Below are 25,602 nucleotides of genomic sequence, written 5' to 3' on the forward strand. Positions count from 1 at the left end.
GCCGGTGGTGAGTTGGTTGGTGGCGTTGCGTGAGTTTTGGCCGCCCAGCATGCCGGGCAGGCGGGAGAACATCCCCATTCCGGGGAAGCCGCCACCGCCGCCGCCCATGCCCATCGAGGGCATCCCGCCGCCACCCATCCCGCCACCAAGGCCCTTGAACATTCCCGCCGGCGAGGCCTGCGCCGCCGAGCGGTAGGACATCGCGACCTGCCGCAACCGGGTGGCCAGCAGCTGGTTTTGGGCCTTGGTCGCGTCGAGCTGACGCTGCATCGCGGCCATCCGGTCATCCATGCTGGTCACCAGGGTCTTCACCCCCGCCGGTGACCCGGTCGCCGGGGCGATCGCCGCGGCGCTGCTCGCGGCGCTTTGGCGCACACCAGTGGCCCCGGCACGGCCGTTCTGCCCTTCCGCGGCGCCGGCCGCGGAGGTGCCGTTGGTTTGGGCGTCCAACCCGCTCACCGCGCCCCAGCTGCGCTTGTAACCGTCACCGGCGTTGCTCGCACCCACCCCAAGCCCCGAGTCGGCCGGGGCCGCCGGAACACCAGGACCCGACGTGAGCACCGAACCCGGACCGCCCGCGGCGGGGAAGACGCCTTGAGCAGCGGCCAACACCCGGTCCACCTGCGCGATATACGCGCCTACACCCGAGCCGCCCACCCGCTCAAACTAAACCGCAGCCACCACCCACAACCACGCCCCAACCAAGCAAAATCAGGGCCTCGGGGCAGTCCTATGCGAATGCGGGTGCGTTGACACCGGCAGTCATCGCCGCGTACACGACGTCGGCCGCGGTGCCGCTCTGCCAGCACAGTAGCGTTTCCATGCGGCGGCACTCGATGAAATCGTGCTGGTATGCCGCCAGCTGCTGCGGCTCCTCCACACCCATTAGGCCGGGGCGCTGCGAACCAGCCATTAGACGGTCCATCTCGTATTGAGAGGTCAGCTCTTCCCACTCGCGGTCAGAGGGCCACCCATTGGCGATGATCGCCCGAGCCACCGACATCGCCGCCGGCGACATCTCCGGCCCCGAGAACACGACCTGCTGGGTGAGTTGCCGGGCGTAACGCTCACCGTCATCCGAATCTCGCTGCAGGCCAGCGAAGATGGCCGGGGCGATCGTTTCCAAGCGATGCGAACGACCCCGGGTCAGCCTCGCTGCTCCCGCCTCGCCCGGAGCGCCCGAGGGTGTGACGCCGATCGCGACATCCGGTGTCGCCGAACGTACTTCCTCAGAAGTCTGCGCCCACGTGGTGGCGATCGCCGAGATGGCATCGCCCCTCGCCCGGACTGCCCGCAGAACGGTTTCGGCAGGATTGAACCAACCGAACCACCGAGCGTCGAAGTCGGGATCGAAGTTCGCCGCCAGCGGCATCGACCGCGGGATGAACACCCCAAACGGGATGTACCCGGCTCCTTCGTTGGTCGTCACCCACATCTCCGGGAAGCCTGACACCCCACGAGACACGGCCACGGCCCACTCAAGGCCCGGGTAGATCATGCTCGAGGCCGCCGCCAGATCGGCGACCGCCGCCCGAGCCGTCTCCAGATCGGTCATGGACACGTCGCGCCCAATCCGTTGCGGCGCGCCGCCGTCCGCGACGGGTACAAAGCCCGGCGAGCCAGGCGCGGGCCCCGCGCCGCCAGCCGCCGCGGCGGGAGCACTGGGAACCGAGCTGCCGGCCGCCGCAGCGCCCCCCGCCACAGCAGGGGCAGACGGGGGCAGCACGGACCCGTAGGACGACAACTGCGGCGACGGGCCCGACGAGGAGCCCCCACCCGCCCCCAGACCGCCAGCAGGGATGCCGCCCATACCGGTCCCGCCCGAGGCTGCGGACGGCGTCGCCGAAGCCGGTGCGGTCGACGCGGAGGGGGCAGCAGACGCCGGTGCTGATGTTTGTGCCAGCGGAGCTGCCGACAACGGCCCCGACGGTGGTTGCGGCGGCGCGGAACTAACCGGCGGCATACCGCCCGCCGCCGCGTTGCCAGCCGCCACGCCCCGCCCAAACTCGTTACCCAGAGATGCCGGGGTGCCGCCGGAAGCCGGTCCTTGCAGGCCTGAGGCGGGACTGGACAGACCACCGGCACCCTGCGGGCCGCCGGACATGCCTTTCATGCCCCCACTCAGACCGCTCAGCGGCGACGATCCCCCACCACCAGAGCCGCCCCCGCCGCCACTACCACCGCCCAGCGACGGCGGCGACGGCATCGACGGCATCGACGGGGGTTTTGCTGCGCCAGACGCTTCACCTGGCGAGACTTTTTGAAATCCCGTGGCCAGCGGATCCGGCAAGCCTGCGCCCTGCCCGCCGGCGTTCGCACTGCCAGGAGAATCGGTGATATCTCCCTTGTGGTAGCCATTATCTCCGGGCTTTGGCTTACCTATGGGGTCGTCGACCGGCTTTGTCGACGACCCATCAGTGGGATCTGCTCCGTGCCGTCCGTCCACGTCCTCTGGTTTGTCGTGCTGCGCGGGGGAACCTGGAGGAGACTCCGGAAGGTTGCCGAATTTGTTGGTGAGTGCGGTGGTTTCGTCCCCGACCTGTTCGACGAGCTGGCCGCGGAAGCCCTCGATGAGGGTGCGGTACTTGGTGGTGATGACGGCGATCTGCGCTGTGGGGACGCCACCGGGGGCGTTGAGGTAGTCCTCGATTTCCTTGTGGGCGGCGTCGTGGGCGTCGCGGATGTTGCGCTTGGCGAGGCGGATGTGTTCCCCGAGTCGACCGTTGGTGTCTGCCACCCCGTCGAGGACGTCGACGACGGCCATGTGGGCGTTGTGCTCGGCCGAGTAGTGCTCGTAAGCAGCCTCTTTGCCGTCACCGTCGGTCCAGTGCTGAGCAAACACTTCGTCGGTTTGGCGTTTGGCTTCGTCGGCCGCCTGCTGGTGGCGGTCACTGAGCGCCTTGAGCTTCGTCTTGGTTTGGGCAAGTTCGGACTCGGATTCGGTGGGCCATACCCCTGGGCCGATGAGCGCTCCGGTGAACATTCCCGGCTGGAGGTGGATGTCACCGCCGCCGGGCATCCCGTAATGGGGTACGTAATTGTCCGGTGCGGGTGGTTTGGCCGCGTTGAAACCCTTCAGGAGTTTCGCGGCCTCCGAATTGGCGCGCTCTGCGGCGGTTTTGACCTGACCGGCCGCCTTGTCGGTGGCATCACCGAGGATGCTGCCGGTGTTAGTTGCCGCCGGCATTAGTGCGGCAACCCACAGGCAGATACCAGCGTGTCGACCGCGCTGTTCGACGCATCGTTCGCTGCCTTGACTTGATCAATGTTGGCCTGGCCCAAAGCAGCATTCATCAGGTCGAGGTTTGTTTTGACAACTCCATGGGCCGCCTCGGCGACGTCCGCCGGAGTCGCGGGGACGAGCGCGCTCTGAATCGAGACGGTTCCACTCAGCGTCCGTAACAGCATGGGAATGTTCGGCTGTCCGTCGACCCGAGCTCCACCCTGGCTTGCTATCCCTTTGGTCGATACGTCGAACGCGTTGCAGACAGCCTGTTTTGCGTCGGCTTGCTCGGCTGCGGTGAAGCTGGGTGCGGCTGGGGAGGCCGGCGCGGACACGGAGCTGGTCGCGGAGTGCGCGATCGCGTAGGTGATGGCCGCGGTGGCGGCGACAGCGACCACCATGAGGATCGCCATCGACAGTGCCCAGACCCACATGCGGGGTTGGCGAGGAGCGGTTTGGGCGACCATCGGAGGTCCGCCGGCGGGTGGTGGATTCCAGCCGTACGGCGGCGGGTTCTGCGGTGGGGGGCCGGATTGGGGCGGGACTCCCCCAGTCTGTGGCGCCCAGGCGGATGTGCCGGTGCTCATGGTCTGTCCCTCCCCGTTGGTTTAGGTGCGAAGCGATGCAGCGTTTGCTTGTTCGGTCGCCTCATATGTGGCGACGCTGGTCTGGGCAGTAGCGGCTCCCGCGGTGACTCGCACGGAAAGGTCGGCGAGCCTGGCGGCCACCAAGCCGGCGGCGAGAGCGTTCGTCGCGCTGACGTAGAGCCCCTGCGGAAGGGTGATGTCCGTGCCGGCGATGGCCGTGGAACGGCTCTGCGCGGAGGCGGCCAGACCCGTGCCGGTGGCGTCGGTGTCGATCTGTGTCTTCGCGGGCATGGGGTTGATCCTACCTGCGGGGCAGGTCAGATACATCGCCCCAAAAAATACCGACGATGCGTTCCGGATTGTCGTTTGCGTGACTCGCGGCGTGCGTTCAGCGCAGCAGCGCGGCCAGCCGGGGATCCTGAGACCACCGTTGCCCCATCACCGCGGTGGCAGTCCACAGCGCCACCAGCGGCACGGCCGGTCCGACCAACCGCACCGGTGGGTTCCCGTCGGAGGTGGCGACCACCAAGGTCCAGCTGTCGAGGTCGGGATAGAAGCCAGAAATGTCGCCATACCAAAGGCTCTCCAGACCAGACGGTCCGTCCCACATCACGCGGTGGGTGGTGCTCCATATGTGTGCGGTGCGCTGCTCACGCCAACTTGGCTCCGCATCGCGTTGCGCGGCCCGTTTGCGGCGATGATTGATCGCGGCGTTGACGGCCAACGCGCCGACCATCACCGCCGGTCGGGCCAGAACGAGGTAGTCGCTGCGGGCGTACTGCCCGTCACCGCCGTACAAGAGACTCAAGGCCACGTCCGCTTCGAGCAGACCGGACTCGCCGTCCACCAGGACCGGCCCGAAGATCGCGATCTCCGGCGGGACGTGACCCGCCAAGAACGCGTGGGCGCTGCGTCGGGCGTGATCCCACCACCACTGCCACGGATCGACCGGCGCCTGCACGGTGCTCCCCTGTCGAGGATGCGGAACGTCTGAGACCTGCGGGCTCACCACCGGGGCGGACGCCGCGGGAAGTACACACAGGTTCCCGCCCGGCGCCGCCGGGCCGTTTTGGAGCTGGTCATCCCACCACATGTCTGCAGTATCGAACACGGGGCCGACAATTAGCGTCGCCCCTAAACTGGACGGGCAGCTGTCGGTGAGCGAGATGCGCAGCCACCCCAATGGATTGCCCGCTCGTCGGCAGCTGCTTTCGTTTAGGCGTCGCAACCCCCCTCGGGGAGCCGCTAACGTTGCTGGCACGGGTGGTAGCTCACCGCACGCCCCGTCGTGCGGTCGGTGAAGGAGGTCAACGTGGCACAACTGGAGATCGACACCGCCGCGGTCACCCAGACGGCTGCGACGGTGGCCTCGGCGTCGTCAACCGTCTCCGGTGGCGCGGTCACCGTCACGGCCCCCGCGTCGGATCCCGTGTCGGCGGCGGTCAGCCAGACTTTGCAGGCCCGCTGCGCCGCGGTCACCGGGTACAGCTCACTTGCCCAGTCGATCACGCAGGCACGCGGAGCGATGCTGACCGGTAGCGCCCATACCTATGAAGAGCAGGAACAGCTCAACGCCGCCAGCCTCCGCGCCGGCGGTGGGGGTTCCAGCCAGAGCGGGCCGCCGCCGGTAGCGGTGCCGTCCCTGCCGACGCCGACCATTCCGACGGTGAGCGCTCCGCAGGTCGGCGCACCCCCGACCAACGGCAAGGACGTTGCCAGGTTGCTCCACGGCGGGCCGGGACCGGCCGGCCTCTACAGCGCCGCCCAACAGATGCGTGCGCACGCCACCGAGCTGCAGAGCGCTGCCCGCCAACTCCAAGGCAGCAGTGCCGCGCTGTCTGCGGACTGGCAGGCAGCTTCCGGTGATCAAGCCTCGCAACGCATCCGGGAACTGGGCCAGTGGTACGAACGCCACGGCGAGCACGCCACCGCGACGGCAACAGCGTTGGAAAGCCACGCTGACGCCTACTCGCGAGCGCGGTCGAACACGCCGACACCGCAGCAGTTCGAGGACACCGAGAGCCGCCTCAAGCAGGCCGCCCAGGCGAACGCCAACCCGGCCAACATGGGGCGCTATGCACCCGTGGTGTCGGCCTTGCAAACAGAACTCGGTGGGTTGCACACCAAGGCAATGACGCAGTACGCCGACTACGCCCGCAGCGCGGGTAACCCCTCGCTGGTGGGTCCTCCGCTGGAGCCGCCACCGCGGCCTGGGAGCCCGTTCGCCGGCCAAAGTGGCCACGGGGAAGTCGACCCCGCGGCGTGGAAGAAGGGCGACAAGCGGCACTACCCGATCATCCGAGGACCCAACGGACTTGGCCCGTCTCAACCTGCCGACGGACCCGGATGGGTCGAAATTGGGCCGGGCTCAGGGAACTTCGTTCGGCCCGACGAGCTGCCCGATCTGAAGATCAAGAACCCCGGGGACCTGGGGCCGTCCCCCTTCTACGACTCCAACGGCAACGAACACGGCTGGAGGGAGCTCGTCCCGGGCAGCGGCGCTTGGGTACCGGACGACGAATTTCCCAATGCCCAGATCAAACCCCCCGGCGCCTTGGGACCCTTCGGACACGAGGAATACCTGCCAGGATCGGGCATCTGGTTGCCGCGCGAGGATCTGATCCCCGATCCCCGCGACCCCTCGCCGCCGGGTTATGGGCAGACCGTGCCCGCCAGCTTCACTCAGTCGACGGGCGGTTTCGCGGCGAGCATGGGCGACGGGTGGGATGACGACCCCGTGACCGAGGCCGAACAGATCGCACCCCCCGGGTGGAGCCAGGACTATCACGGCAACTGGTCACCACCGGTGATCACGCCCGGCGGGGCAATGGGCGGCGGCAGCGGCGGACGAGCACCCATCTAGACCGCTGCCTCATGAGTGTGGTGACGCAGGGGTGAGCTGGCTCCAGCCAGATCCGGCTAAGCGTCCCGTGTTTCGGTGTCACCGTCCTGACACGCCACCCTCAGGCGAACGAGGCGACGAACGTTCGCAGTCGTTCAACCTCGTTGTCCAGGCTCGCGTTCACCGTCTCCGATGCCCCGGCCTGCAAGGCCGTGCGTAGCTGCTTCGCCGCCGCCGCCAGCCGCCGGTGTGCCTCAGTCAGCTCGGCGATGCAGACCTCGCTACTCACCGCGCCCACGACGACGGTGTCAGCCACCGTGAGGTCGAAGTGCATCACCGAGCGCACCGGATCGTCGGCGGATCGGAATACACGGAATGCGCACAGCTGGTCGACGTGGGCGAAGCTGCGCAGTTGCGCCTCGATCGCCGCGGCGGTCAGGTAGAGCTGCGTCGGCATTCCGGTTCCCAGGCTGGGCCCGTTGCCTACACCACCCAAATCTCCGTACGTGCGCACGATTTCGGCGACCGCGTGCAGCTCGTTGATCACCCCGACTACCTCTTGCGGGCGGCAGGTAATGGTCATGGCCCACTGTAAGCGGTCGGCCAGATACCCGATGTCGCCAGAACATCACCGCTCTCCAGTTAGGGGCCAGAACCCCACACCGAATGTGACGTCAGGACAACGGTTCTCGCAACTTGAGAAGGAGGTCGATGGCTTCTCCGCGCTCGGTGTCGCCGAGCCACGGCATCATCCGCACAATCGTTTCCTCGGCTTCGCGGGCCGAGTTGGCCATTTCTGTCATCAACGTTTCGCGCGCATCTGGGCTGATCGAGCGCTGGTGCGCCGACAGAGTCGCCCGTAGGGCGACGATCTGCCTGGCCAAGGCGAAGCGGTCGCCCGGGTCGGGGGCCGCGACCTCGGCGTCGAGAGGCGGCTTTGGCTCAGCGGTGGTGGCCACCCCGCCGGCGAGGACTGCGTCGATGCTGCCCGATTCCCAGCGCAGCGCATCCTCCAGACCGCGTGCCTTGCGGGGGTTGAGGCGCTCGGGGGTGCGACGTCTGGTCTCGATGTTGCGGATCAGTTCGACCGACACATGTCCGGCAGCGGCCACATCGGCTTGGGTCAGGCCCAGCTCCCTGCGCCGAGCCCGGACCGCTACAGCCAGCTCATCCCAGGACATGATGGGCTTCATTTTGCCCTACAGACCGGGATTTCACGGTGTTCGGCACCGATATAGGCGGGAAATCCCGGTTTTTTTGGACGCGGTGAGCACAGTGACACGGCCTGGTGTCGAGCCTCTGAGCTGCACTGAGCGTTTGCGCGGCCCCGAACGGCAACCCATCAAAACCAGGAAATCCCGGTCGGGACGGTGCAAAAGCGGGAAAACGCTGCTACTGTCCCGGTTGTAACCGGGAAATCCCGGTAGATGATCGAGGGAAGGGACCCGGGACATGAACGCGCAGACCGATGCCGGCCAGACCGCCTCCGGGGCACGCGGGGTCGACCGCCACAGCCAACGAGAGGTGCGGACCTACAGCACCGAGCTGACGACACCGTGCCGCACGGTAGACCCGAACAGGGCGCGCAACGGCCAAGAACTGTGGTTCTCCCAGTTCAAGGACCGAATCCTCGCAGTCCGGGCGTGCCAGGACTGCCCCTTCATCGGACGCTGCGGATACAACGCCGTGGCCAGCCGGGAAGAATTCGGCGTCTGGGGCGGCCTGTCCTTGCCCGGCGACAAGGGCAACCCCGAAATGCTCGAAGCGGCCTACGACTACCTACTCGCCCAGTTCGAGCGGCGCCGCAGCGTGGAGCTGCCCAATCTCCCCGCCCCCGTCATGCCGACCTCGTCGGTCCGACGTCGCCGCGCCAGCGCAGATGTCAGTGCCGACGCGCACCGCACCGCAGCCTGACCTCGTGGGACCAACGATGGCGCCGACGAGCGGCCCGGCCGTCGACCTCGCGCGGCCTCAGACGTGGGTGGAGGACGGCCGGCTCGGCCGACAGGCGCACTGTGACTGCGCCTGGGTGGGGCCGCGGCGCCTGCTGCTGCGCACCCTCGCCTGCACCGACGGGCTTCTCCACGCGGCCCGCACGGGCTGTGTGCCAGCCGTACCGCTGCGCCGCTCGACGGCCATATTTCCGGCGACTTAGGCCATTGCGCGGGGTTCGACTCACAGCGCCGCCGTGTCTCGAATCGCTACCGCTCGGGCGGTCACCCACGGTATTTCGTTGGCTACAGAGCGTTTTCAGTCGCACAAGCACCATGAGACCCCGGCGTGTCCTGCGTGAAATGGAAGGCCCATGAACGAACGTGACGGTGTGCATTCCAGGAATGATGCTGTCGCGGAGGTGGGAATGACTGCTCGACGCCTAGGATCGCCCCGCGGTGTTGGACGCCCCTCCTTAGGGGACCGCGTGGTCGTCGAGGCAGCCCTGGACATGCAGGAGCTCGTCGTCGTCGAAGTCCTGCGTGGCGACCTGGAACGGTCGACGTTCCTCGGCGTCGTCCTCACCGAGCACGTCGGTCGAGGTGATCTCCTCCCCCACCCCGATCAGCGACTCCTGGTCGATGACGTCGTCGACACCGCCGCCGTGCAACGCCTCCTCGAGGAGTTCGGCTCCCACCCGCAGCGTCTCGCTCCGGCCCGACTGCGCTCGTCGGGTGCAGCGCCCCGATGCCACCGTGCTCGTCCACCGCGACGTCCGGGAAAGAGTTCAAGGGCCGCAGCCAGCGAGCTGGCCTGTCCCAATGCCAGTACAACGCGGACGTGATCCGCGAACGACTGGGCTTGGCGACCCGCGTCGACAGGACGGAGGCGCTGCCGCTGGCGATGTGACCTGAAAGTGCTTCTTACCCATCATGGCGAATTTGCTTGGAACGCACGGGTGAGGAAGCCGACGAACTAATTTCATATCTCTCGTTCACCGGGGCTGCAGAAGTCCCGTGAATGATCAACGCCCCCCAGTTGGCGCTGGAGGGCGTTGGGGACCCCGAAGGGTAAGTGCTTGATCGGCACCTCCCACGGTAGCGCACATCTGCGTCCAGCACCAGATGATGCGCGCCGTGTTCATACTTTTTTGCCCACGGTCGGTCCTGGTTCGCTGCAACCGCCCACCGGGCCGGGTCGGCCGTACCGCGGCTGCACCGCGCAGCGTCATCAACGTGGAGTTACGCGGACCCGACGGCGTCGACCGCAGCATGTGGCCGACACCCGCGCACGGTTTGCCAAACTCGTCGGCACCAGTGAGGCGGAGCCCCCATGGCAACTGCCGGCGGACGTCTTCCTGGAGCTGTCCGCCGATGCGTACGCCGGCGTGGCCTGCTGGATCGGTGGTGAGCAACTGTGGGCGCGGGTCACCGTGCCGATCGCCTACTACAGCCACTACCGCACCCGAGTTGCCCCGCAGCTGCCCGGCGCCGCGGTGTCCCTCAAGGCCATCGTGCGCGTGGCCGAGGCCCGGGCGCGCTACGCCGACTTCCGCACCGGCCGCAACTGCCGACCCACCAACGACCGCCTCGTCCACGACACCGGGTTGTCCAAGAGCACCGTGCAGCGCGCGTCCAAGGCGCTGCGGCTGCTAGGAGTGGCCACCGAGGTGTTCCGCGGCCGTCAGCGCACCCGGACCGAGCGGATGGCCAGCTGGCGCATGGGCGACCGAGGCCGCGGATGGGCCAGCGTGTGGGCACTGCACACGCCGAGTTATCCACAATTGACACCCCACCCCGTAGGGTCTCTTTTAAGTAGTTATCTCTCGTATTTGAGAAAGAAATTAACTACCGGGCAAGCCCAAAAGCCTTCGGCTTCAACGAAACGAGGCGCTTCGCGCCCGCCACGACCGAAGAGGCGGCGGGCTCAGCGGGGGGTCGTCGACTCTGGAGGGTACGCACTGGCCCGTGAATGGCTTCGTGCGCCCCAAACGCCGCGCTGGGCACGCCGGTACACCCCTAGGGCGTGGAGTCGCGCTCTGGCCGCTGTAGCCGCCCACGGTTGGACCGGGGAGGATGTCAACCAACTGCTGCGCGATTGGGAACGCACCGGAGGCCACTGGATGCCACCGGTTCCCTACAAGCCCATCGGCCTGGTGTGCAACGCGATCGAGTGGCACCAGCGGAACAACACCCTTGAGGACCGGCCGGCGGCCCTGGACGCTGCGCTCGAGCAGGAATGCCACCGTCGTCGTGAGCAAGAACGCCGGCAGGCTGAGGTGGACCTGGCGGCCGCGCGCGCAGCTCGGCGTGACGCGTTGAGTCGACTGGGACAGCCAGCGCACCTGGCGGCCCGTCAAGTCGCGGCCGAGATCGGGGCGCGGGCCGCCCGAAAGCGGGCCGACGCCGCAGAGGCTGAGTACCGGGCGCGCGCCGAACTCGTCGCACGCGCGCGCGGCCGCGAGTGAGGCCAGTGGGGAAAGACGGCTGCCGCGCATGCTCCGCACGCTTGCCACTGAGGCCAATGTGGTTGCGCCTCATGCGGTTTGCGGTTACATCGGTGACGGGTTCGGGGGACTCATTCCCATGGACCGTCGTATCGTGCCCGTTCCCAGGGTTGGTCAGGTGAGGGCCGGCGGGCAAACCACCCGGTCGGGGTGTCTGCGAGTTGGGCCAGAGCGGGCTCTCGGCTGACCACGCACGCTAGGCAGGCCACCCGGCCGTCCTCACGGGTGACGGTGGATCCGCAGAGGAACTGCCACTCGCCGTCGGGATCGTGGAACACCTCAAGGATGGGGTGGCCCTCCAGAACACGTCGGGTGATCAGTACCGCGGTGTTGGGTGCGATGTCGAACGGCCACTCGTCGCCGACGTCGTGGGTGTGGTTGATAGCTCTACTCATTGGGGTGCGTGGTACGTCCGCCGTGGGTCATGCGTCCGGTGGCGGTGGCGGGACGTACGGCTCGCCGGTCGCGTCAGGGTCGAATTGCGGATCCGACGGAACCAGGTACTTCACGAACAACGAGTGCATCTGGTTGGTGAGATGTGTGCGAGTCTCACGCAGAACGTCGGTGATCAGTTCTTCGAGTTCGACGTTGGTGTAGACGTTCAGCGCTTCGGGCGCGATGTCGAGGTCGACCAGGTCGCCGTTGCTGTCGAACCGGGCACGCACCGCGTCGTGCATCGCCGGAAGGTCGATGCCGTCCACGGCGTCGAGGAACGCCTTGTTGCGTGAACGCATGTGGGCCAGAGCTGCCTCGGCTTGCGCGACATACTGGTCGTCAGTGAGCGCCATCAGGGCTTATCCCTTCTGTCAGAACGCGATTCGCGATCCGAACGCGCTTCGCGCGCTTCAACACGGCCCTTGACCGGCTCGGCATTCGGCGCCGTCGTCAACCGCAGTCGCTTCTCTTCGTAGAGCCGCTTGTCGTCCTCCCCGCCCCCGCCGCCACCGCGGCCGGGCCCACCCATCATCGGCGGCATCATCCCGCCGCCCATCGTTGACCCCATCCCCGCGCCGGCGGCCGTACCCACCGACGGGGCAGGCGATCCGAAGGTCGGAGCCGGCGCTGCGGCCGGCGCTGCGGACGCCGACGCCGGGGCCGCCGCGAGCGCTCCGTCGCCCGCGGATGCGGGTTCGGTGTCGCCTGGTTCACCGCCACCACCACCGCCGTCCATACCGAGGTCGGGACTTCCGGCGTCGCCAGAGGGCAACTCGGGACTTCCCGACTGCCCACCCGAGAGCCCTTGCAGCGCTTGCGCACCGCCCTGGGCCAGCCCGCTGACGAGCTGCGTGCCGGTCTGCTGAACCTTCTCCGCCGCCCCACTGAGAGCGCCGAGCAGTCCCCCGGCCGCGCCGGCGACCACCCCGAACACGGTGGGCAGGACCGTCTGCATCAGGTCCCCAGCGCCGCCGGCAGGGGCGTTGAGTCCGTTGGCCCCGGGATCGTCGGTGAGCCCGGCGGCCCCGAGACCAGAACCGTCCTCGCCGCCAACTCCCGGGCCAGGCTCACCTTGCCCCGGAGGCTTGGGTGTAGTGGTTGCGACGCCCGGTTCAAGGGTCTTTGCCTGCAACTGACCGCCGGCGGTGTAGGTCGCATAGCTGTTGACCGCCTGCTGATGGGCCGCAGCGAGGTCGGTTTGCAACTTGGTGACCATCGCGGTGTAGCGCCCAAGACTGTTCGGGGCCGCGTTGGCCGCTGCCGCAGCCTGCAACCGGCGCTCCAAGTCGGCGAAGTGCTCGGGAGGCGGGGTGTTCGCGCGGGCCTGCCGAAAGTTGTCAGCCTGCGTGCTGGCGTCTCGCGACAGCGCACGGGACTGCTCGGCGTGGCGCGTGTAGGTCGACTCCAGCGTGGACAGGTGCGCGCTGGCCTGCTGGGCAGCTGAGGAATCCCAGCTCTGCTCACTGGCCCACCGTGCAGAGCGGACCGTCTGCGCGGCGGATTCGAGTTGGGTGGCGTGGGTGTTGAGCGCCTGCGCTGCCGACTCCATGGCCTCCGGCCCCGCTCCACCGTGCAGAAGCGCCGCAATTTCCTTCCCGGACGCCGGTTGCACTCCCGGAGACGGGATTTGCGGAACGCTGAGCACCGGAGCTGCCACTGACGGGGCGTCCCCGACGGACACCGCGGTCGCCCGCCCACTGGAGGAGCTAGCCAACGAGGCCGCGTTGGCCTCCTCCTGCTCCTCGTAGGTGGCGGCGTTCCGATTCAGACGCGCGGCGGCATGCGCTGTCCGCTGCTGCAACACCGCCGTGGCGTTGACCAGGTCGCCGATCGACGTGGACAGCAGGTAGGCGATCCTCGTCGAGGTGGCGTCCGCCGCGCACGGCGTCACAGCCGTTGCCGGGGTGCCCGCCGCCGAGCTGGCCGTGGACAGACCAGACCCGGCGGCGCGGACACCGTCGGGGTCGACGTAGAGGTTCGCGCTACTGGCCATCAGGCAACCGGACCTTAAGTCCTCAGCGACTGCTGGTTGGCGTGCTCCTGATCGGCGTAGGTCTGCAGATCACGACGAATGTGACTCGCGACTGCCTGCGCATTGGCCGCCAGGCGCTGACCGAGCTCATGACGGGCCGCCAACGTCGAGGCGTAGGCCGCACCCACCGAGGACGAACCGATCTTGCCGAAGGCGTGTCGGGCGGACTCGAGCGTCTCCGGGTCGACCGCCATGCGCTGTCGCGCGGCGTCGCTTTCGTTGTCCCACCACGAGGCGTGGTCTTCCCATGCGTCGAAGTCCACCGCTAACCGGTCGGCCATGATGCCCCTTTCCTCAGATGACTCGTTTGCCCAGGGTAACCCCGGTAGGCGACGCTTAGCGCGGCCCTAAAAATCCAAATATCGTGCCCGATAGGCGTGAATGTCGGACTCCCCGGGGTAGGTGTCGTCTGGTGGCATGTCGGCGCCCATCTCGTTCATCCGTTGCCGTTGGGCGTGGCGGGCCCGCATGAGCGCCAGCCGGTGCAGATGTAGCAGCCGCTCGGCCAGGGTGTGCGACGTCCAGGTCGCGTTGACCTCGGGTTCGAGCTGAACGCGCACCACGCCGCCGCTGGAATCCAGCTCGACGAGCAGCGCACCGGAACGCGACGTCTCGATGTACGTGCGCTCCCGAGTCTCAGCTTCTGAGTGCATGCTCGCAGGCTCCCCTATGCCGTGTGGTTACCAGTGGGCGGCGGCGGCGTCGCCGGCGTGCCCGCGGGTGACGGTGGCACCGCCGGTGTTCCGCCGCCCGTTGCCGGCGGCTGAGTCCAGCCCAAGAAATCCGACGAGCTGGGCAGCGCGGAGACCGGCTTGAGCTGACCGTCCAGCCAAATCTTGCCATTTCCCATGAACATCACCGCCGGCTTGGCCTCGAACTGCGCGTAGTCGCCTGGGCGCAGGCTGTTGCGGTCGACGGGGTTCATGACCGGAGATCCCGCCGGAGGGATCTGATCGCCGTACGCCGCGCTCACAGACGAGCCGTTGACGACGGCCTTCATTGCTGCCGCGCGGTGATCGTCAGGCGCGGTCACCGTCGTCCCGTCAGGCAGGGAGACGGTCTTGGGGTCGACTGCCGGCGCCGCGGCCGGGGCGGCCGCCGCCGCGGCGTTGGACACCGGTTCGGCAGGAGCCGGATCTGTCGCGCTCTTCGCGTCGGTCTTGCCGGGGTCGGCCTTGCCCGGGTCGGCCTTGTCGGCGTCACCCGACTTGCCGTCGTCGGTGAACTGCGAGTCGCCGGGCTTGTCGCCCTTCGCGTCGCCCTTGGTGTCGGAGAACTTGTCGTCGGCCTGGTCCTGACCGGCCTTGTCCCCGAACTGGGACGCCAGCCCGGGCAACGCGGAGCCCAACCCGCCGAGTGCCCCGCCCAGCGAGTCCAGCGGCGATCCGCCGCCACCGCCAAGGCCGCCCAGCAGACCCGGCAGCGACGACCCGAGGCCCGCCAGCGACGACATCGGGTCCATGCCGCCCATGCCGCCCATGCCCATCGGACCCATGCCGGCCAGTGGATCGGTCAGCGGGTCGGCACCGGCCGCGCCGACATCCCCGCCTCCACTCCCCGCATCAGCCGGCGGCGGCGCAGCGTCGCCGCCCCCACCGCCGTCACCGCCGGTAGAACCGTCACCGGAACCGCCGCCGCCTGCGCCGGAATCCTTCTGTCCTTCAGGCGTTTTCGGACCGTTCGTCTTGTACTCGTCGCCAAGGGCATCCATGATTGCGGCTTGCGTCTTCGCGTCGACCTGGGAGTCACTGAGCAGCTTCTGAATCTCCCCGAACTTCCCGTCCATGTACTTCTGGAATGCCATCACCGAGGCCGGGTCACCCATTTCGGGTGCGATCTGCTTCGACTTGGCCTGAATGTCGGTCAGGATCGCGTTCACCTTGTCGCGGGCCTGCTGGTTGGACTCGAAGATGTGCTTGAGCAGCGCCGCGAGCTTGTCGTCGGTCAGCGCGGCCCCGTCGACGCTCTTGTTGTACTGATCGCCGGCGTTGGTGGCGCCGTCGTTCAACCCGCCAGCACCGTCGGGCGGCGGTGCCGGTGCAGGCGCCGGTGCCGCCGGCGGCCCACCGGGCCCGTACAACGTAGTGTTGGTGCGCTGCAATGGAGTTCCCGCCGGCCGATGGTCGTCGTCGGAGAACACCCGCCCGACCGCGGTCACGACCTTCACCGTGTTCTCGATAGCAGGCTCGAGCACGCTCCCCACGATGTCGGGAATGCTCGGAAGACCAAAAGTCACGAGTGGAGTCCTCTCTGTTCGCCCACCGCGTTGCTGGTTATGACGCTAAGCCCGGTGTCGCCTCGATAGCTACGGGCATGGGAACCAAATCCGGACGGTCGCGCACCACCTCGGAAGCGATTTGACGCAGGCGGGCGATCACGTCGTGATGCCCGACGCCGACCTCCTCGCCGATGGCCCGCAACGACATCTGTGGCTGAAGCTCGAAGAGTCGCCACAGCGCCTCGGTCAGCGTCGTTTCGGAATGATTGGTCAAGCGGCCCCGGTCGTGAATCTCACGGGCCAACGGCAACCACCGCTCACCTCGGTCGTGATGTGCACGAGCGGGCGCGACGCCGCCGCGACGACTCGGTGGCACCGTGGTCGTCACGAGCGACGCACTGAACTGCCACAAGATCTGGGCGACGTGTGTGGCGGCGAGGATTCCAGCCGGAGGTACGCACGCCACCACAAAGGTGAGCCAGGTCGGCAGTGGCGCCCCGGCTCGCAGAATGGCGTGCAGTGCGTTGCCGCCGACGCTCACGAGCGTTCCGACGCCGAGCACGGCCCAGAAGAACTGCTTGGCCTTGCGCTGATCGGGATAGGCGGAGAAGGTGAGAATGCCCATGGTAGCCAGAACGATCGCACCGTCGACGATTCCGGGCCACAGGTACGGCAACCACCCGCCCCAACTACTGGTGCGTCGTGCCAAATCGCTCAACGCGGCGAAGGACAGGATGAAGCTCGATACCGCCATTCCGACGGCGATGACGACCGCGACTGCCCGACTCGCGCGGACGAGGGGAGGCACCATGGCGCTGCCGGCTCCGGGCCTCGGTACTGGCTCAAGTTGTCCTGCGATGTCTTCGGTGAGCCGGTCGACAGCGCGTTGCCCGTCGGCGAAGATAGTTCTGTCGTCAAGTGCGGTCATGGATGTCGCTCCAAGAAAAGTCCTGATTACACAGATGGTCACCCAAGTGTGAGCGCCGGGACGGCGTCCACGAATCCCGGGATCGTGGGCAATGTCCATCCAACCGCCGCGCCGGCCGCGCTAGCTATGCACCTGGCAATTGGCACGGCACTACTCGGATTGCCGACCTGACCGCAGACCGGTGATGAGGTGGTTCCGGCACGACGCACCTCGGGCAAGCATTCCGCGACACGCCGCGCAGATGCGCGGTAGCACCGCGCAACCGAGGTACAAAGTGTTCACAACATACGCCACACCCGTCACGGAAGGGAATCGCCGACGGCGTCGACAACGTGCCGACACCTTAAGGCCCACAACCGAATAGACCTCGGGAAACCAGAAACCCCCGGGCGTAACGCCCAGGGGTCTTTGATCCATCGACGGAAGTTGCCGCTTCCATCGATGTGGCTTCCATTGTTCAGAGGAACCAGTTTGCTCGTCAGAGCTGGCTCCAGTATAGAAGGCCGTCTTGATGAGCCGCAAGATGTCGAGCTGTCACCTCTACCAGGCGCATGTCACGCTCCGGTACGTCTTTTTTCACACCATGGAATGTGTTGAGCGAGAGCCGTTTTGGCGGCGTCAAATATGACCAGCCTCAATGTGACCGAATGCGCCGACACCTCGCCGGCGCCCGCACTGGTCTGGAAGCGCCTGGCCCGCATGATGGCCGCGCCCGGACGCGCCCAGATGAGGCTGTACGACGCTCAGACCGGCAAGTTCTCCGACACCGCCCGCCTCACCGACACGGTGCCGTCCCGGCCGGCAGCGGTGTACCTGTATGCGCGTGGACGCACGGAGGTCCTTGCGCTGGATTTCGACGCCAAGGGCTATGACGCTGCACGCGTCACGGCCGACTTCCACACCGCCGCACAATGGTTCACCGACTGCGGCGGGACCGTCGTCGGCGACCGCTCCACAAGCGGAGGCCGACATCTGCTTTGCCCGCTTGCCATCGGCACCACTGCGTCGTGCGACGAAGTCACCGCCCTCATGCGACTTCTCAAAGCGCGCCTACCCACCCTGGACATCACCCCGGCCACCAACGCGCGTACCGGGTGCATCAGCGTGCCCGGATCAGCCGACAAACACGGCCACTATCGACGCCTCGACGGCACCCTGGACGCCGCCGTCGAGGCCTTCACGACGCGGTCTGCACCTCACCTGCTACCGCGACTCCACATGCTGCTCGGTGCCCTAGACCCAGCACCTCGAGCGAACGGGCAGTCGGCCGAGCCAGACCTGCCGGACACCCACGTGGAGGGACACGGCGACGACCGGCGCCTGGGGTCGGCCTACCGCCGCAGCAGTCCCATCCCCGTCGAGGTCGCCTCCTTCGCCGCCACCGGTGCCCTGTCCGCATCCCGACCTACGTGGACGTCACGACACGAAGCACGGATGTCGGTCGTCGTCCATGCCATCGCACGCGGCTACAGCCTCAACGACATGCGCGGCCAACTCGGACCGGGTGCCCCGTGGAACGACGGACTAGGCGCCGCCTATGCCAGGTATCAGCACCGCCGCGACCAAGCCTTGGCCCGCGACTACGCCAAGGCTTGGAACTGGTACGTCACGAACGCCCAAAAGTCCTCTCCCCCGCGGCACAAAGAACGTAACTACACACCGGGGGGGAGGGCAGCTGGATGGCGAGGCCCGAAAAATCTGCGAGCGTGGTTGGCCAACGCGCTGTCGTGGGCCGATCTCGAATTCGCAGGGCAGCGGTATCGATGGACGGTCCACGCGGTCCTGCAGTGCCTCGCGTTCTACGCCCTGGTGGCTGGAGAGCACCGTTCAGGGGCCTGGCTGGTAGGAGTGGGCGGCCGAACCTTGTCGTTGGGCTGTGGGCTGCTGAGCGAAGACACCGTCTGGCGAGTGTTGGCCGATCTGAGGGACCGCCCCGGAGCGCCGCTGATGCTGGTGCGGCGTGGAATTGGCGTCGATGCGGACCGCTATGCGCTCACCACGCACAACGTCGTCCACGACGACCCTGCCCGCATCGACCGAGTGCGGGTTGAAGCCGTGCACGACGCGTGGAGCGTCCTGGGACACCACCTGAGGCGTGTGTACGAATTGGTGGCGTACCACGGTGTGACGACGAAGGCCGACGTGTACGCCGCCGCGCGTCTCCCCCGCGCCACCGGAGACGCCATGGTCGTCGACCTCCAGATCGCCGGCCTACTCGCGCCAGCAGGTCGAGGGCGGGTTGCCACCGGGCGGGTCACCCTGGATGACATCGCGGCGGGTCAGCGGCTCGACCACGTCCGCCAAACACGGCTACACCGACACCGACTCGAACGCACCGCCTGGAGGCGGTGGCTCACTGAACGCAACGAGGATCGCGAGTCGCCACGCCCCCTGCCCGCGTTGGCCGGGTTCCCATCCCCGCCAACGCCGTTCCAGCACGACGAGCAGCTCGATCATGCCGCGTGGCTCAAAACAGTCATGTCGACCGGACCGCCAACCCACGACATCGTCGACGAGGAACACGCCGCGATCGAAATCATCGCCGAATTACTCGGCGGGCGCCTCGTGAACACCTAGCTGCGTCGACGGAAACCGTCGACTACGTGCGACGTCCAGAACGGCTAGGAGGCACGCGCCTGCGGCTGCTCCTCGTCGAGCAACGCGGTCATCGTCTGGCGCACCAACTCAAACGGGTCGACACCCTTGGCGTCGGCGACGGGAAGCAAGCCGCTAAGCAGGTCCGCGTACTGCCTGATCAGTGTCGGCAACCGGTCGCCCGCCCTGGCCTTCAACGTATCCAGTTGCTCCTGGTGATAGCGGACGCGCAGAAAGGCGTTCATGTCGCGGGTCTCGGAGCCATGGCGGCTCTTGCGGGACCCCTCGTCGTCGAGCCCGACGGTGCTGGTGTTCATGGCCATGGTGGCTGTCCGTGTCCTTTCGCGACCGCCGTGTCCGGAAGTCTTCCGCCATACTTCTGGATAAAGCTCACGGGTCTAGGCTCAATCTCCGCTGTTCAGCAGGCTGTCACCGGCTACGCTCAGCTTACGGCAGGTGAGTACTTTCCGGATATATTCCGCTTTGGCGTGTTTCGCTGACGTCTGGACCCGCGTATCCGGAAAATCCACCGCGGAACCGCAGAAGGTTTCTGAATACCAGCTAAGGTAGACGGATGAGCGGCCCGGCGGGTGCGCCGTGGCCCGACGGCGCATACGGCGAGGTGATAAGCCCGTCAGGTCGGCGCGCCTACCTCGCTGGGCGGGCAGCCGCTCTGGCGCAGCGCACCCAACGCTGGGCCACCGACCTCGCCAGCCGCGCGGACTCCCCCATCGACAGCGAACGCGGTCACATCGCAGGCCGCAAAGGCACCGCGTCATGGTTCCTCCTCGCCGACAGCTTCGAGCAGTACCTCCGCACCACCGGGAACTGGCCGCCCGCACCCAACGATCCCGCACAGGACGTCGGGCACCTCTACCAGCTTCTCAATGCAGACCTCGAAGCATCCCTGCGCCGGGAACGTGAACTGCAAGCCCGGATCGAACGGTTGGAGCAAGACCGCGACGAACTGCTCACGACCATCGAAACGATGAGCGGCCTCATGGCATCACTAAGCCGCACGGCGAAGAAGCATCAACCACCGCCGTGACCTGACCCGCGGGAACGTGAAGGCACTTTCGTCACCGTGACGAGTCTTCCGCGCCCATGGCGCCCCACGGATCTCATCCACAGCACCGCCCATGCACTTCGGCGGGTCGATACGGAGAACGTCCAGGAGTTGGCCGGCGAGACAGCCGCTCGATGGTGTCACTAGGTCGCCGTCGGCTCGGGTTGGACCGACCCCGAGACGGCGCGGGACTTCGCGTTCGCGCGTAGCGCCGGGGCCGCGCTTCGTCGATCGCATCATCGAGACAGCGAAGCATGGTGGTGCGCCAGCCGTACCGGCGGACGCTCTAAATGTGGACCCACCCCAATGGAGCCCGATACCTCGCCGAGACGAGGAACGGCACTGTCGTGAAGTCTGGGGCCCGCCACCGGCGTCGTCTTCTACGGGCGGGCCGACGCGACTCGGCGAATCGCGGTTCACCACGGTTGCGCAAGCCAACGCGTTCGCAGGCGTCGACACCGAAGGCGCGGCGCCGTGGTATCGGAATCCCGCGCCGGTGGCAGGCGTCGACGCCTGCCGGCGTGAAGGTGTCACCGTCGAGACACCGCCCCCGACGGGAACGTTGTGCAGCCTCTATCGATTGGTGTCGTCGGCTCCACTCCCCTAGTGGGCCACGGCCTGCGTTGTTCACCGTGTGGCGGTGGATGGGTCAAGGATGCATGACGTTCCGCGTCCACAGCCTAGAGCGTGAGGTGCCAGCCAGGGTAGGTCACATCAATGGTGTGCCGATCCGCCGGAACGTAGCGTGCGCGTTGGGGCCCGTAAGGCGTTGCGTTGCAGGAGCTTTCGCGATGAGGAGCGGTGGCCATGGTCCCGGCAGTGCCGCTACGGCGCGGCGCCCGTCCGTTGCCGCTACCCGGTTGTCGGCCTCATTCCGTCACTGTGACGATATAGCGGCCCAGGTGTTCGCTGCCGCGCCCGGCCGCCTCCACTCAGCAAACCTAAACCGACGACGTAGGGGCTCCACCGACGAAAGCCGCTTCGCGCTTTGCCACGCCGCGCACGTTCGGGAACCCGCCGTACCCGGCCTGCCGCCGCAGGGCTTACTGCCACAGCGATGCACCGTGCATCAGTATGGCGCTCGACCCTTTTCCAATGGCGTTTCGTCTGGCTGGATGGCGCGACCGTCGTTGTAGATTTCGGCGATCGTCTGAATCTGCGCGGCGAAGGCTTCCTCGGTGAACTGCCGCAGAGAGTACGCCCGGCCCGTCTTCGCCCGGACCAGCCGCACCGCAGCTCTCGAGACCCCCAACAGTTCACCACTGATGTTGACGGTGCTGCGGGTCGCGTTCACCGCACCTTCGTTGGTGTCGGCTGATCCGTCGGGGGCAGGTGGCGTCATGCCGCCACGGTCCGCCGGTTGAACAGCCCCAGCGTTTCAGCCAGATAGTTCTTCACGGCGCGGTAATCGTCGCTCAGGGCACGCGCGCGGTAGCCGTACAGAGGTAGGGGAGTGGCGTTGACGAACGCCTCGTCGACGATACCGGCGCGACGGACACCCGGGGTCACCAGCGCACCGTAGGCGTCTCGGAGGTCCTCCATTTGGTCGATGTAGACCCGTCCGGCGTTCTCCGGGGGAACCACGCACGGCACAATCGCCAGCAGCGGAAGGTTCATCCGGTAGGTCTCACGCAGGGTGTGCATCTGCCGCTCCAAGTCGGGGATGCCGCGACTTTCCTTATAGGCCGGTTTGGTGCACGCGATGACGCCCCATCCTCCCGGTGTGGTGTCGGATTCGTCGACACTCGTGGCGAGGATGCCGGCGACGACGAGGGTCGACATCGTTCCCGGGCAGTCGATCAGTGTGACGTCGACGGGGTCAGCCTGGGCTAGGGCCTTTCGCAGCCGCAGCACGCCGCCTTGATCGGCTGCCAGCTCGATCATGATCTTGTCCAAGGTGGATCGACGGGCCGGAACCAGACTCAGGTTGGGGATCTCGCCGACGATCGGCTCATCGTTGTCGTCCACCCCCTTGATGACACGCCCGGGGAGTTCGACCTCGGCGATGGTCGCTTCGTTGCGGAGGATGTCCGCCGTTGTCTTCCCATGTGTGTCTTCATAGCCCAGCCACGTGCTCGCGTTGGCCTGACTGTCCAAGTCCACGATTCGTGTGCGAAAGCCTTCGAGCGCAAGTTGTGTGCCCAGGGTGACGACGGTCGTCGTCTTCCCTGTACTGCCAGCCAGGCTGGCGAACGCGTAGGTCGTACCCATGTGAACTCCTTCGATGCCGTTTAGGTAAGTCGTTAGGTGGCGACGAGCTGGGGCTCGGGCCGCGCCGTCGTGGTCGGCGCGCGCCTGGGTGATGCACGGTGCATCACCCAGGGGTCAGCAGGCGGTGGAGGCGTCGAGCGCGGAAGCCCGTCGTCTGGCGAGAGGGCGACGCGGCGAATCGCGGCGGGGAGGGGAGGGGTAGTGATGCATCCTGCCCCAACCCTCGAAACGGCGAGACCCGGCGTCGGTGATGCACCGTGCATCACCCACGGCAGCATGACCGCACCTAGTACGCGATGCATGGTGCATCACCTGCCGACTGCTCTACATACCCGCAGGTAGAGTTGGTTCCATGGGGGGTACTGCGCGTCATTCGTGCCCCCCGCCAGCGGCGGTAAGTCGTTCTACCTCCCACGGTGTGGGGGAGTAACTCGCACGATCTTGCAACAAGTGCAGATACGCAAGGTCGAGATGATCCCACGCTTGGCGCCGCCTATCCGATGCGTTCAACTCGAACGCCGCAACGGCACAGGCCCACGCGACTTCGAGCTGACGCCTCAACGCCGTCTCGCCAGCAGCGGCCGTGCGGTAAGCGGCGACGTCGTCGCAATCGGCACTGCTAAGCCCGGCCGCACGACTGTACTCGAAGGCAAGACTCCACCCCGCTTGGCTCGCGCCCAACGCGGCGACCCCGGATGCGTATTGGGCCGCCAAGAGGGGGAGGAGCTTGTCCCGCGGCGGCTGACTCGACACCAGTCGTGCACCCACGGCGCGGCGGGCCCTAGTCGCAGCAGCGAAGTGCCGCGTCGACACGTCGTGTCCTGGCGGCGTCGACGGTCGACTGCTCGGCGGAGTTTCCTGCACCGCTGCGGGGTAATACACCAGCCCGCCCTGCAGGTCGTCGATCGCCGCAACGAGCTGTACCCCGGCGGCGGCGGGGGAGGGAATCGCGTGCCGTTGATAGTCGGCCCCGAAGCGTTCGCGTGGATCAATGATCTCGATGCCCTCGGCCGCTGCACGTTGCCGGGCCCGGCGTTCGGCAAGTACCCGTTCCGCGGCACGCTTCGGGGTCGCACCCTGGGCGACGAGTTCGCACGCCGCCAGCTGATCGGTGCGGCGGTAGTCGGCACCCTGCTCAGACTGAACGTCTTGCTGCCACGGTCGCGGTGGACCGAAAGGAAGCTTGCCGGCTAATTCGGCGGCCTCGGTTTGTTTGATAGCTCCGCGCTCGACGGCCGAGAGGACGTCGGGGGCCAGCAGCAGCAGACTCAGGCGACGCGAAACGGTCGACTGGTTGAGCCCCAACTTCTCGGCGATCGCCCGCTGGCCGAACCCGGCTTCGCTGTAACGAGCGAACATCTCGGCCTGCTGCAGATCGGTGAGATCCTCGCGGCCGAGATTCTCGATCGTCATGGCGTCGAGATCGCCACCGTTGGCCATCGCCGAGTCGTCGATCACCGCGGGTACGGTGGCGAGTCCGGCTGCCGCTGCCGCCGCTCGTCGGCGGTGGCCGTAAATGATCACGTACTGGGTGGCGGGTCCCAGGAGCGGTTCCAGCTCCGGGCGCGCCTCCGCGAACGCCGAACGGCTTACTACCAGAATCGGGACTTGAACTCCGGCGGCTTGCACGGAGTTGACGAGCTCCACCCATCGCGGGTTGTCGGGCTGCGGGGTAGACCTGCTGGGGTCGTTGTACGGGTGTGGCGAGATCGCCTCGGTGGGCGCCTCGATAAACCGCTGCCCTTCGGCGGTGGCGATGGACGCCAGGCCCGCGGTGATTCCACCGTCCAGGTCGACGTCCCTGGCGGCTGCTAGAAAATCTGACGTTTCCGAACCGCCAGCGAACCGGACGAGCTTGTTCGCCGTCTTGCGCGTTCCGGCCCGTTTCGTCGCCGGGGATGTTCCTGTCGCCATCGCTCCTCCAAACATGCATTACATGTACATAGAGACTTTAAGGGTTCAGCAGCGAGTTGCAGCGAACAACACGCGGCGAGTTGGCAACGTTGCGGAGTCGTGCGCCTTGCCGTGCGTAGTGATGCACCGTGCATCACCAACCACGCATTCAGGTGCCGACGAGGTCGCCGCTTTTTAGCTGTGCCACGCGGATCGCTCCTCCTGGAACCAAAAAGGTCAGGCGCCGCAGGCTCAGAGCCGCCCCGTCGGGCGCATTCAGTTCACGATCGAACATCGTACACACGTTCGAATCACCGGGTATGTTGGGTGCGTGGTCAGGCTGACGCGAACGCTCCGCGGCTGGACAGAGCCCGGGCCGCCGTCGCGATGTCCTCAGGGACACCCACTGCGGGTCCCCTATCGGGTCCTGGTGGGCAGCCAGCAATGCGCATCGTGCTCAACCAAGGGATTGGGGCTGCACCGCTCCTATACCTGTCGGACGTGCGGGGAGACCGTCTATGCGCCGCCGCCAGGGCCTGACTGCACTTTCGTCGCGTTCGACGGGCGGCGGGCCTGAGTGGGCCGGCGGGTCGGCGCAAGCACGTGCCGGTCGTGGACTCCGGTCTCGATGTCGATCGACGGCGATTGGCGCTTCCACTACCGCTTGAATTGACCCTCGCGGATCATCCTGGTCGCCGCGGCATCCCAGCGTGACGTCTCGGCGCGGTCGTACAGCGGGCCGGGCAGGTGCCGTTCGACGTGTGGGCGCAAGATGATGGTGCCGACTCGCAGGATCATCGGAAGCATCGCCGCCCAGACCGGATCGAGGTCGTCGGCGACCAAGCCCTGAGACCTGAAGTTCGCCCCTTGACGCTCACTGATCAAGCACAAGCCGTCGAAGATGATCGTCCCGATGTCCCCGCCTTCAGCCAAGGCTCGCCCGACATAATCCATGGCATCGGGATTGCTGTGCATCAGGTCTGCGAACCGGTCCCCGGCGCCGTCGGGGCGTGTGGGGAGGTGCCAAGCGCCTCGTTGAAGACGGTGAGGACGTGTCGGTCGATGCTCTCGATCAACTGTTGCTTGGTGAAGAAGTAGTGCTGGATAAGGCCCAGGCTGACGCCCGCCGCCTCG

The 25,602-nt window shown here is 67.0% G+C and carries 28 protein-coding genes and 1 pseudogene; 8 read left to right on the plus strand and 21 right to left on the minus strand.

The window, feature by feature from the left end; all coding sequences use genetic code 11:
- The 5 genes and pseudogenes from B1790_RS34860 to B1790_RS32280 all read right to left on the minus strand — a co-directional run.
- Positions 1–657: pseudogene (locus B1790_RS34860) on the minus strand (NlpC/P60 family protein); the annotation flags it as partial.
- A gap of 73 nt (positions 658–730) precedes the next feature.
- Entirely contained in the window at positions 731–3,187 is a 2,457-nt protein-coding gene (locus B1790_RS35525; protein ID WP_233165421.1) for a hypothetical protein, read from the minus strand.
- Complete coding sequence (locus B1790_RS32270) at positions 3,187–3,636, minus strand: hypothetical protein (protein ID WP_142271637.1); 450 nt, start codon at positions 3,634–3,636, stop codon at positions 3,187–3,189. Before B1790_RS32270 ends, B1790_RS35525 begins: the two co-directional genes overlap by 1 nt.
- 195 nt (positions 3,637–3,831) lie before the next feature.
- Positions 3,832–4,101 (minus strand): hypothetical protein, encoded by a 270-nt coding sequence (locus B1790_RS32275; protein WP_142271638.1) that lies wholly within the window; start codon positions 4,099–4,101, stop codon positions 3,832–3,834.
- Between the two features lie 97 nt (positions 4,102–4,198).
- Positions 4,199–4,921, minus strand: a complete 723-nt coding sequence (locus tag B1790_RS32280; RefSeq protein ID WP_142271639.1) for a hypothetical protein — start codon at positions 4,919–4,921, stop codon at positions 4,199–4,201.
- Between the two features lie 201 nt (positions 4,922–5,122).
- Here B1790_RS32280 and B1790_RS32285 point away from each other — a divergent pair, with 201 nt between their 5' ends.
- Positions 5,123–6,673, plus strand: a complete 1,551-nt coding sequence (locus B1790_RS32285; RefSeq protein WP_142271640.1) for a PPE domain-containing protein — start codon at positions 5,123–5,125, stop codon at positions 6,671–6,673.
- A gap of 100 nt (positions 6,674–6,773) precedes the next feature.
- Here the strand turns inward: B1790_RS32285 and B1790_RS32290 are convergent, their stop codons facing one another.
- Both B1790_RS32290 and B1790_RS32295 read right to left on the minus strand, forming a co-directional pair.
- A complete protein-coding gene (locus tag B1790_RS32290) occupies positions 6,774–7,235 on the minus strand; it encodes a hypothetical protein (RefSeq protein WP_142271641.1) in 462 nt (153 codons plus the stop codon).
- A 91-nt stretch (positions 7,236–7,326) separates the two neighbouring features.
- Positions 7,327–7,833, minus strand: a complete 507-nt coding sequence (locus tag B1790_RS32295; RefSeq protein ID WP_233165422.1) for a helix-turn-helix domain-containing protein — start codon at positions 7,831–7,833, stop codon at positions 7,327–7,329.
- A 271-nt stretch (positions 7,834–8,104) separates the two neighbouring features.
- Between B1790_RS32295 and B1790_RS32300 the strand changes: the two genes are divergently transcribed.
- Both B1790_RS32300 and B1790_RS34510 read left to right on the plus strand, forming a co-directional pair.
- Entirely contained in the window at positions 8,105–8,566 is a 462-nt protein-coding gene (locus B1790_RS32300; RefSeq protein ID WP_079927363.1) for a WhiB family transcriptional regulator, read from the plus strand.
- A gap of 4 nt (positions 8,567–8,570) precedes the next feature.
- Positions 8,571–8,807 carry a hypothetical protein gene (locus B1790_RS34510; RefSeq protein WP_142271642.1) on the plus strand — a complete coding sequence of 79 codons (237 nt, stop codon included), beginning with the start codon at positions 8,571–8,573 and terminating at the stop codon, positions 8,805–8,807.
- A gap of 252 nt (positions 8,808–9,059) precedes the next feature.
- Here B1790_RS34510 and B1790_RS32305 read toward each other — a convergent pair whose 3' ends face one another.
- Positions 9,060–9,281, minus strand: a complete 222-nt coding sequence (locus B1790_RS32305) for a hypothetical protein (protein WP_079927364.1) — start codon at positions 9,279–9,281, stop codon at positions 9,060–9,062.
- A gap of 50 nt (positions 9,282–9,331) precedes the next feature.
- Here B1790_RS32305 and B1790_RS34865 point away from each other — a divergent pair, with 50 nt between their 5' ends.
- Together B1790_RS34865 and B1790_RS32310 are read left to right on the plus strand one after the other, a co-directional pair.
- Positions 9,332–9,493 carry a hypothetical protein gene (locus B1790_RS34865; RefSeq protein WP_158083910.1) on the plus strand — a complete coding sequence of 54 codons (162 nt, stop codon included), beginning with the start codon at positions 9,332–9,334 and terminating at the stop codon, positions 9,491–9,493.
- A gap of 364 nt (positions 9,494–9,857) precedes the next feature.
- On the plus strand, positions 9,858–11,051 hold the full coding sequence (locus B1790_RS32310) for a hypothetical protein (protein ID WP_198952181.1): 1,194 nt from the start codon (positions 9,858–9,860) through the stop codon (positions 11,049–11,051).
- Positions 11,052–11,161: 110 nt separating this feature from the next.
- Here the strand turns inward: B1790_RS32310 and B1790_RS32315 are convergent, their stop codons facing one another.
- The 7 genes from B1790_RS32315 to B1790_RS32345 form a co-directional block, all read right to left on the minus strand.
- Positions 11,162–11,485 carry a hypothetical protein gene (locus B1790_RS32315; RefSeq protein ID WP_079927365.1) on the minus strand — a complete coding sequence of 108 codons (324 nt, stop codon included), beginning with the start codon at positions 11,483–11,485 and terminating at the stop codon, positions 11,162–11,164.
- A gap of 27 nt (positions 11,486–11,512) precedes the next feature.
- The gene (locus B1790_RS32320) at positions 11,513–11,878 is read right to left on the minus strand and encodes a type I secretion protein TolC (protein WP_079927366.1); all 366 of its coding nucleotides are present in this window, start codon (positions 11,876–11,878) and stop codon (positions 11,513–11,515) included.
- Positions 11,878–13,518, minus strand: a complete 1,641-nt coding sequence (locus tag B1790_RS32325) for a PPE domain-containing protein (RefSeq protein WP_079927367.1) — start codon at positions 13,516–13,518, stop codon at positions 11,878–11,880. Before B1790_RS32325 ends, B1790_RS32320 begins: the two co-directional genes overlap by 1 nt.
- A gap of 14 nt (positions 13,519–13,532) precedes the next feature.
- A complete protein-coding gene (locus tag B1790_RS32330; RefSeq protein ID WP_079927368.1) occupies positions 13,533–13,838 on the minus strand; it encodes a hypothetical protein in 306 nt (101 codons plus the stop codon).
- Between the two features lie 66 nt (positions 13,839–13,904).
- On the minus strand, positions 13,905–14,210 hold the full coding sequence (locus B1790_RS32335) for a hypothetical protein (protein ID WP_079927369.1): 306 nt from the start codon (positions 14,208–14,210) through the stop codon (positions 13,905–13,907).
- Between the two features lie 14 nt (positions 14,211–14,224).
- Entirely contained in the window at positions 14,225–15,793 is a 1,569-nt protein-coding gene (locus B1790_RS32340) for a DUF4226 domain-containing protein (protein ID WP_079927370.1), read from the minus strand.
- Positions 15,794–15,830: 37 nt separating this feature from the next.
- Positions 15,831–16,703, minus strand: coding sequence for a DUF2637 domain-containing protein (locus B1790_RS32345; protein WP_079927371.1), 873 nt, complete (start codon positions 16,701–16,703; stop codon positions 15,831–15,833).
- A gap of 624 nt (positions 16,704–17,327) precedes the next feature.
- Between B1790_RS32345 and B1790_RS32350 the strand changes: the two genes are divergently transcribed.
- The gene (locus B1790_RS32350; protein WP_079927372.1) at positions 17,328–19,280 is read left to right on the plus strand and encodes a hypothetical protein; all 1,953 of its coding nucleotides are present in this window, start codon (positions 17,328–17,330) and stop codon (positions 19,278–19,280) included.
- 44 nt (positions 19,281–19,324) lie between these two features.
- Here B1790_RS32350 and B1790_RS32355 read toward each other — a convergent pair whose 3' ends face one another.
- On the minus strand, positions 19,325–19,615 hold the full coding sequence (locus B1790_RS32355) for a hypothetical protein (protein ID WP_233165423.1): 291 nt from the start codon (positions 19,613–19,615) through the stop codon (positions 19,325–19,327).
- A 257-nt stretch (positions 19,616–19,872) separates the two neighbouring features.
- Here B1790_RS32355 and B1790_RS32360 point away from each other — a divergent pair, with 257 nt between their 5' ends.
- Complete coding sequence (locus tag B1790_RS32360) at positions 19,873–20,346, plus strand: hypothetical protein (protein ID WP_079927374.1); 474 nt, start codon at positions 19,873–19,875, stop codon at positions 20,344–20,346.
- A 310-nt stretch (positions 20,347–20,656) separates the two neighbouring features.
- Positions 20,657–20,971, plus strand: coding sequence for a hypothetical protein (locus B1790_RS34515; protein ID WP_142271643.1), 315 nt, complete (start codon positions 20,657–20,659; stop codon positions 20,969–20,971).
- A gap of 462 nt (positions 20,972–21,433) precedes the next feature.
- Here the strand turns inward: B1790_RS34515 and B1790_RS32365 are convergent, their stop codons facing one another.
- The 5 genes from B1790_RS32365 to B1790_RS32380 all read right to left on the minus strand — a co-directional run bounded on the left by B1790_RS32365 (position 21,434) and on the right by B1790_RS32380 (position 25,443).
- A complete protein-coding gene (locus B1790_RS32365) occupies positions 21,434–21,706 on the minus strand; it encodes a hypothetical protein (RefSeq protein WP_233165424.1) in 273 nt (90 codons plus the stop codon).
- Positions 21,703–22,575 (minus strand): ParA family protein, encoded by an 873-nt coding sequence (locus B1790_RS32370; RefSeq protein ID WP_079927375.1) that lies wholly within the window; start codon positions 22,573–22,575, stop codon positions 21,703–21,705. Before B1790_RS32370 ends, B1790_RS32365 begins: the two co-directional genes overlap by 4 nt.
- A 369-nt stretch (positions 22,576–22,944) precedes the next feature.
- Entirely contained in the window at positions 22,945–24,489 is a 1,545-nt protein-coding gene (locus tag B1790_RS32375) for a ParB/RepB/Spo0J family partition protein (protein ID WP_079927376.1), read from the minus strand.
- A 148-nt stretch (positions 24,490–24,637) separates the two neighbouring features.
- On the minus strand, positions 24,638–24,763 hold the full coding sequence (locus B1790_RS35710) for a hypothetical protein (protein ID WP_255407318.1): 126 nt from the start codon (positions 24,761–24,763) through the stop codon (positions 24,638–24,640).
- A gap of 362 nt (positions 24,764–25,125) precedes the next feature.
- Positions 25,126–25,443: a hypothetical protein gene (locus tag B1790_RS32380; protein WP_198952182.1), complete on the minus strand. Its 318-nt coding sequence runs from the start codon at positions 25,441–25,443 to the stop codon at positions 25,126–25,128.
- Between the last annotated feature and the right edge of the window lie 159 nt (positions 25,444–25,602).

The sequence above is a fragment of the Mycobacterium sp. AT1 genome, from assembly GCF_002043095.1.
GTDB lineage: Bacteria > Actinomycetota > Actinomycetes > Mycobacteriales > Mycobacteriaceae > Mycobacterium.

What these genes read in the sequence shown, in the direction of transcription:
- B1790_RS35525 (WP_233165421.1), bottom strand. Translation starts at nt 3,187, where the DNA reads ATGCCGGCGGCAACTAACACCGGCAGCATCCTCGGTGATGCCACCGAC.
- B1790_RS32270 (WP_142271637.1), bottom strand. Translation starts at nt 3,636, where the DNA reads ATGGCGATCCTCATGGTGGTCGCTGTCGCCGCCACCGCGGCCATCACC.
- B1790_RS32275 (WP_142271638.1), bottom strand. Translation starts at nt 4,101, where the DNA reads ATGCCCGCGAAGACACAGATCGACACCGACGCCACCGGCACGGGTCTG.
- B1790_RS32290 (WP_142271641.1), bottom strand. Translation starts at nt 7,235, where the DNA reads ATGACCATTACCTGCCGCCCGCAAGAGGTAGTCGGGGTGATCAACGAG.
- B1790_RS32295 (WP_233165422.1), bottom strand. Translation starts at nt 7,833, where the DNA reads ATGTCCTGGGATGAGCTGGCTGTAGCGGTCCGGGCTCGGCGCAGGGAG.
- B1790_RS32300 (WP_079927363.1), top strand. Translation starts at nt 8,105, where the DNA reads ATGAACGCGCAGACCGATGCCGGCCAGACCGCCTCCGGGGCACGCGGG.
- B1790_RS34865 (WP_158083910.1), top strand. Translation starts at nt 9,332, where the DNA reads ATGCCACCGTGCTCGTCCACCGCGACGTCCGGGAAAGAGTTCAAGGGC.
- B1790_RS32315 (WP_079927365.1), bottom strand. Translation starts at nt 11,485, where the DNA reads ATGAGTAGAGCTATCAACCACACCCACGACGTCGGCGACGAGTGGCCG.
- B1790_RS32320 (WP_079927366.1), bottom strand. Translation starts at nt 11,878, where the DNA reads ATGGCGCTCACTGACGACCAGTATGTCGCGCAAGCCGAGGCAGCTCTG.
- B1790_RS32325 (WP_079927367.1), bottom strand. Translation starts at nt 13,518, where the DNA reads ATGGCCAGTAGCGCGAACCTCTACGTCGACCCCGACGGTGTCCGCGCC.
- B1790_RS32330 (WP_079927368.1), bottom strand. Translation starts at nt 13,838, where the DNA reads ATGGCCGACCGGTTAGCGGTGGACTTCGACGCATGGGAAGACCACGCC.
- B1790_RS32335 (WP_079927369.1), bottom strand. Translation starts at nt 14,210, where the DNA reads ATGCACTCAGAAGCTGAGACTCGGGAGCGCACGTACATCGAGACGTCG.
- B1790_RS32345 (WP_079927371.1), bottom strand. Translation starts at nt 16,703, where the DNA reads ATGACCGCACTTGACGACAGAACTATCTTCGCCGACGGGCAACGCGCT.
- B1790_RS32350 (WP_079927372.1), top strand. Translation starts at nt 17,328, where the DNA reads ATGACCAGCCTCAATGTGACCGAATGCGCCGACACCTCGCCGGCGCCC.
- B1790_RS32355 (WP_233165423.1), bottom strand. Translation starts at nt 19,615, where the DNA reads ATGAACACCAGCACCGTCGGGCTCGACGACGAGGGGTCCCGCAAGAGC.
- B1790_RS32360 (WP_079927374.1), top strand. Translation starts at nt 19,873, where the DNA reads ATGAGCGGCCCGGCGGGTGCGCCGTGGCCCGACGGCGCATACGGCGAG.
- B1790_RS32365 (WP_233165424.1), bottom strand. Translation starts at nt 21,706, where the DNA reads ATGACGCCACCTGCCCCCGACGGATCAGCCGACACCAACGAAGGTGCG.
- B1790_RS32370 (WP_079927375.1), bottom strand. Translation starts at nt 22,575, where the DNA reads ATGGGTACGACCTACGCGTTCGCCAGCCTGGCTGGCAGTACAGGGAAG.
- B1790_RS32375 (WP_079927376.1), bottom strand. Translation starts at nt 24,489, where the DNA reads ATGGCGACAGGAACATCCCCGGCGACGAAACGGGCCGGAACGCGCAAG.
- B1790_RS35710 (WP_255407318.1), bottom strand. Translation starts at nt 24,763, where the DNA reads ATGTTCGATCGTGAACTGAATGCGCCCGACGGGGCGGCTCTGAGCCTG.
- B1790_RS32380 (WP_198952182.1), bottom strand. Translation starts at nt 25,443, where the DNA reads ATGCACAGCAATCCCGATGCCATGGATTATGTCGGGCGAGCCTTGGCT.